Source organism: Achromobacter sp., from assembly GCF_049647645.1.
GTDB lineage: Bacteria > Pseudomonadota > Gammaproteobacteria > Burkholderiales > Burkholderiaceae_B > Achromobacter.
Genome location: NZ_JBARYB010000234.1, coordinates 1 through 4,311, shown reverse-complemented (window position 1 = coordinate 4,311; position 4,311 = coordinate 1). Strand labels below are relative to the sequence as shown.

Annotated in this window: 5 protein-coding genes; 4 read left to right on the top strand and 1 reads right to left on the bottom strand. The window is 71.6% G+C overall.

Annotation, left to right across the window (positions count from 1 at the left end; translation table 11 throughout):
- The 4 genes from WBB14_RS27095 to WBB14_RS27080 all read left to right on the top strand — a co-directional run.
- Positions 1-755 (top strand): sensor histidine kinase (locus WBB14_RS27095; protein WP_424242496.1); only part of this gene is annotated, 755 nt, incomplete at its 5' end.
- Positions 752-1,381, top strand: coding sequence for a response regulator transcription factor (locus WBB14_RS27090; RefSeq protein ID WP_414639448.1), 630 nt, complete (start codon positions 752-754; stop codon positions 1,379-1,381). The genes WBB14_RS27095 and WBB14_RS27090, both read left to right, overlap by 4 nt.
- Before the next feature lie 140 nt (positions 1,382-1,521).
- The gene (locus WBB14_RS27085) at positions 1,522-2,007 is read left to right on the top strand and encodes a GlcG/HbpS family heme-binding protein (RefSeq protein WP_424242495.1); all 486 of its coding nucleotides are present in this window, start codon (positions 1,522-1,524) and stop codon (positions 2,005-2,007) included.
- Positions 2,008-2,072: 65 nt separating this feature from the next.
- Positions 2,073-3,449 (top strand): 3-deoxy-D-arabino-heptulosonate 7-phosphate synthase, encoded by a 1,377-nt coding sequence (locus WBB14_RS27080; RefSeq protein WP_424242494.1) that lies wholly within the window; start codon positions 2,073-2,075, stop codon positions 3,447-3,449.
- A gap of 45 nt (positions 3,450-3,494) precedes the next feature.
- Here WBB14_RS27080 and WBB14_RS27075 read toward each other — a convergent pair.
- Positions 3,495-4,311: rhodanese-like domain-containing protein (locus WBB14_RS27075; RefSeq protein WP_424242493.1), on the bottom strand; the 817-nt coding region annotated here is incomplete at its 5' end.

The window sequence follows — 4,311 nt, the reverse complement described above, 5'->3', positions numbered from 1 at the left end:
CGGCCTGGCAGCGTTCGCGCGCCCAGGCCCGGCGCCAGCAGGAGCAGCTGCGCCTGGGCGCCATGGCGCGCCTGAGCACGCTGGGCGAAATGGCTGCCGGCATCGCCCACGAACTGAACCAGCCGCTGACCGCCATCCTGGCCCAGACCCGCGCCGCCGAACGCCTGCTGGACGACGAAGAGGAACGCCCCGCCGTGCGCCACGCGCTGCTGGCCAGCGCCCAACAGGCCAAGCGTGCCGCCGACATCATCAGCCGCATGCGCGCCCTGGTGCAGCCCAGCTCACCTGCCCGGCGCGAAGCGCTGGATCCCGACGCGCTGGTGGCATCGCTGCGCTTTCTGCGCGAACCCGAACTGGCCCGGCAGGGCATACGGCTGAGCTGGCACAACGCCAGCCCCGGCGCGCAGCCGCTGGGCGACCGCGTGGCGCTGGAGCAGATCCTGCACAATCTGGTGCAGAACGCCGCCGACGCCCTGGCCGACGTCCCGGGCCCGCGCCAGATTTCGCTGGAAGGCCGCGCCGAAGGCGACGACTACCTGTTCAGCGTCAGCGACACCGGCCCGGGCATCGCCGCCGACGCGCTGCCGCGCCTGTTCGCGCCTTTCTACACCACGCGGCCGCAAGGCATGGGCCTGGGACTGGCGCTGTGCGAAACGCTGGCCGGCTCGATGGACGGCCGCATCGCCGCGCGCAATCTCAGCCCGGCAGGCGCCTGCTTCACGGTAAGCCTGCCGCGCTCCGGCGCCGCCGCATGACTACGCAGGACACTCCCATGCTCGAACAATCCCCGCTGGTCTATCTGGTCGACGACGACGATGCCGTGCGCGACGGTCTGGCCCTGCTCCTGCGCAGCGTCGGCCTGCGCAGCGCAGGCTTCGGCGACCCGCTGGCCTTCCTGGCCCAATTGCCGCCGCAGTCCATCGGCTGCGTGGTCCTGGACATCCGCATGCCCGGCATCAGCGGCCTGGACGTGCTGAGCCGGCTGGCCGAACAATCGGACCTGCCGGTGGTCATGCTGACCGGCCACGCCAACGTCGACCTGTGCCGCCGGGCCTTCAAGGGCGGCGCCATGGAGTTCCTGCAAAAGCCGGTGGACGACGACGTCTTCCTCGACGCCGTGCAGGCCGCCGTGCGCACCCACATCGCCAGCCGCGAAAAGCTCGCGGTGACCCAGGCCGCGCAGGAACGGCTGGACAAGTTGTCCGGGCGCGAACGCGACGTGCTGGAACGCATCGTGCAGGGCCTGAGCAACAAGGAAATCGCGCGCGAATTCGACCTGTCTCCGCGCACCGTCGAGACCTACCGCGCCAACGTCTTCACCAAGCTGGAAGCGGAAAACCTGGCCGGGCTGATCCGCGAATACGCGGGCCTGCTGGGCTAGGCCCGCCCACGCCGCAAGCAACCTTGGGCTGGCCGCCTCCGTAGCCCTACGGAGCCCCCAGCGTAGCCGACCGAATACCGCGGATCGGCTGCCATCCTTAAGCTGTCTGTTCCTGTCACCGACCCACAAAGGACACAGACATGTCGCCCAAACTCATCGCCTTCGCCACCCTGTTCGCCTGCGCCGGCGCCGCCAATGCCGCCGTGCTCAACGAAAGCAACCTGTCCATGGCCGACGCGCAGAAGCTGGCGACGGCCACCGTCGCCGCCTGCCAGGCCAAGGGCTACAACGTCAGCGCCTCGGTGGTCGACCGCGCCGGCCTGCTCAAGGCTTTCGCGCGTTCGGACAACGCCGGTCCGCACACCATCGAAGCCAGCCGCGCCAAGGCGTTCACCGCCGCTTCGGCCAAGACCCCGACGCTGACGATGCTGGAAAACGTGCAGAAGAACCCGGCCGCGGCCACCCTGACCGACATCCCCGGCTTCCTGGTGCTGGGCGGCGGCGTGCCCGTCAAGGCCGGCTCCGCCGTGATCGGCGCCATCGGCGTGGCCGGTGCGCCCGGCGGCAACCTGGACGCGCAATGCGCCGACGCCGCCCTGCAAGAGAACGCCGCGCTGTTCAAGTAAGCCGCCGCCAGACCGGGCGCGGCGTGTTTGCCGCGCCGGCGGCATCGCGGTAGGCTTGGGGCGCCATGCCCCAGTCCCCCTCTCTATCGCTGCTCGACGCCACGCTGCGCCGCACTGCCCGGCGCTATCGCGTGCCGCCCATTTCCAAGATCCCTGCCGAGGGCGTCCCGCCCGCCACCACGCTGGCCGTCGCCATCGAACAGGCCCGCCTGTCGCTTGAAGCCGGCGCCCCGCCGCCCGCCATCAAACAGACGTTTCTCGATGCCCTGGCGCGCCTGATCCGCGACGCCATGCGCGAGTCCGACGGCGATCCCGCGTTCCAGGCCATGCTGCTGCGGCACCGCCTTGCTCCCGTGCGCGAGTACGCCTCCCTGGCCGCCCGCGCCGCCCAGGACCGCCGCGAAATCATTGCCGCCGCCAACGCCATCGCCCATCCGGCCAAGATCGAGCGCACGCCAGCCGGCGCCGCGCGCGAGGCCATGGCCGCCCTGCAAGCGGCAGCGGCGTCCGAATCATGGACGACCTTGCCGCAAGCCGCGCGCCGTCTTCTGAACCTGCCCGCCGACTCGCAGCCAGCCGCAAGCTCCGCAGTCCTCGACCGCCTGCTTGCCAGTCCGGCGCTGGAGCATCTGCAACGACTGGACGTCCTGGCCGCCGACGCCGACGTGCGCCGCTACCGCGCCCTGTGGGAACGACAAGGCCCGCGTCCCGGCAGCGCCACTGCCCTCGCCGAAGGCAACGCGTCGCGGCTGCGCGGCGACGCCGTCGAAGCGCAGGCCTTGCAGGCGCTGGAGGCCCTGGCGCGCCGCCTCAACGATGCGGACGGGCGGGAGGACTACCAGGCCGTGTCCTCCATGCACGTGCCGCCATCGCTGCCTGTCAATGCCGAACGCGCCAAGAGCGAATGGGACGCCGCCCTGCTGCGCAAGGCTGAGGGGGCTAATGCGCCGCCCGCTTGGGATCTGTGCCTGCTGCTCGAGGCCAAGGCCTCGGCCGACGCCGCCGCCACTGACTTCCCGCGCCTGTTGCGCGGCCTGCGCCTGCTGGCGCATGCCGACCCTCAGGCCGACTACGCCTTCAGCACGCGCCAGGGCCGCTTTCCCCTGCGCGGCGCGTCGCTGCGTGCGCTGCCCGCCGACGGCCCGCAGCTGGGCACCAGCGTGCTGTATTTCTGCGACGGCCCAGCCGATTCCATTCCCCGCCTGCTCAGCGCCGCCAGCCGCATGCAGCTGCTGTCCGCGCAGCCCAGCCTGGAGTACGCCGGCCGCCTGGCGCAGGGCCTGGACGCGGCCCTGGAAACCCTGGAGCCCGTCTGGCGCCTGCTGCTGGAATCGGCGCAATGGACCGGCGTGCTGCAGCAGTATCCGACCCTGTGCCAGGCCCGCGAACTGATGGTGCACCCGGATGACCTGATGGCCGCGATCGACGGCGCTACGCCCTGACGCCCAGGCCTGCGGGAGGACAGCGCCGCCCGCAGGCCCGCCAACTCATTCCTGCCCGATCAGCTGGAAATCCCCGCTTCCCTCGCGCTCCAGCTGCGCCACCAGCCCCAGCTCCCAATCCAGGTACTCCCGGAAGCCCCGATCGCGGGCAGCCACGTCAGCGAACAGATAGGGGCTGATGCTCTGGTCATCGTCCCCGGTCAGCACGCCGTCGGCGCCACGGGCCAGTTCCAGGCCCTGGGACTTCCAGCCGCGCGTACCGCCCACCAGATAGCGCACCGGCCGCTGGCTGCGCCACGCCAGCTCGGCCGCCACGATACTGGCCAGCACGCCGTCGGCAGACGTCAGCACGATGGGCCGCTGCCGATCCTCCGGCAGGAACTCGGCCAGGCGGTCGGGGGCCGCGTAGCGGGAGCCCGGCACGTGGCCGCGTTCATAGGCGATCCGTGCATCCACGTCGAACAGCACGGCCTCGCCGTTTTCCAGCGCGGTCCGCAGGGCCTCCGGCCGCAACCCGGGCGCGCCGGGACGGTGGCGCAGCACGCTGCGTGGCTCAGGCCCGCTCTGCAGCGCAGCCAGCGCGGGTGGCCGGTACAGATAGACCTCCACCGCGCCCAGTTGCGCCAGCCAGGCGCCCGTGGTCAACGCGCGCACGCCGTCCCAGTCGGCCAGCACCACGCGGGCGCGGCGCGTGGCCAGGTACTCGTCCGTGGCCTGCACCAACTGGCCGCCGGGGGCCCAGCGCCAGCCCTCCAGGTGGCCGGTCTCGTATTCCTCGCGCGTGCGCACGTCGAACTTGTAGAGGGTGCGCGCGTCCTGCTCCGCTTCGAATGCGCGCAAGGTGGCGGTATCGATGTGCGCG

Bases quoted from the DNA above. Each gene is read 5' to 3' on its own strand.
- WBB14_RS27080 (WP_424242494.1), top strand. From the start codon at position 2,073: ATGCCCCAGTCCCCCTCTCTATCGCTGCTCGACGCCACGCTGCGCCGC.
- WBB14_RS27085 (WP_424242495.1), top strand. From the start codon at position 1,522: ATGTCGCCCAAACTCATCGCCTTCGCCACCCTGTTCGCCTGCGCCGGC.
- WBB14_RS27090 (WP_414639448.1), top strand. From the start codon at position 752: ATGACTACGCAGGACACTCCCATGCTCGAACAATCCCCGCTGGTCTAT.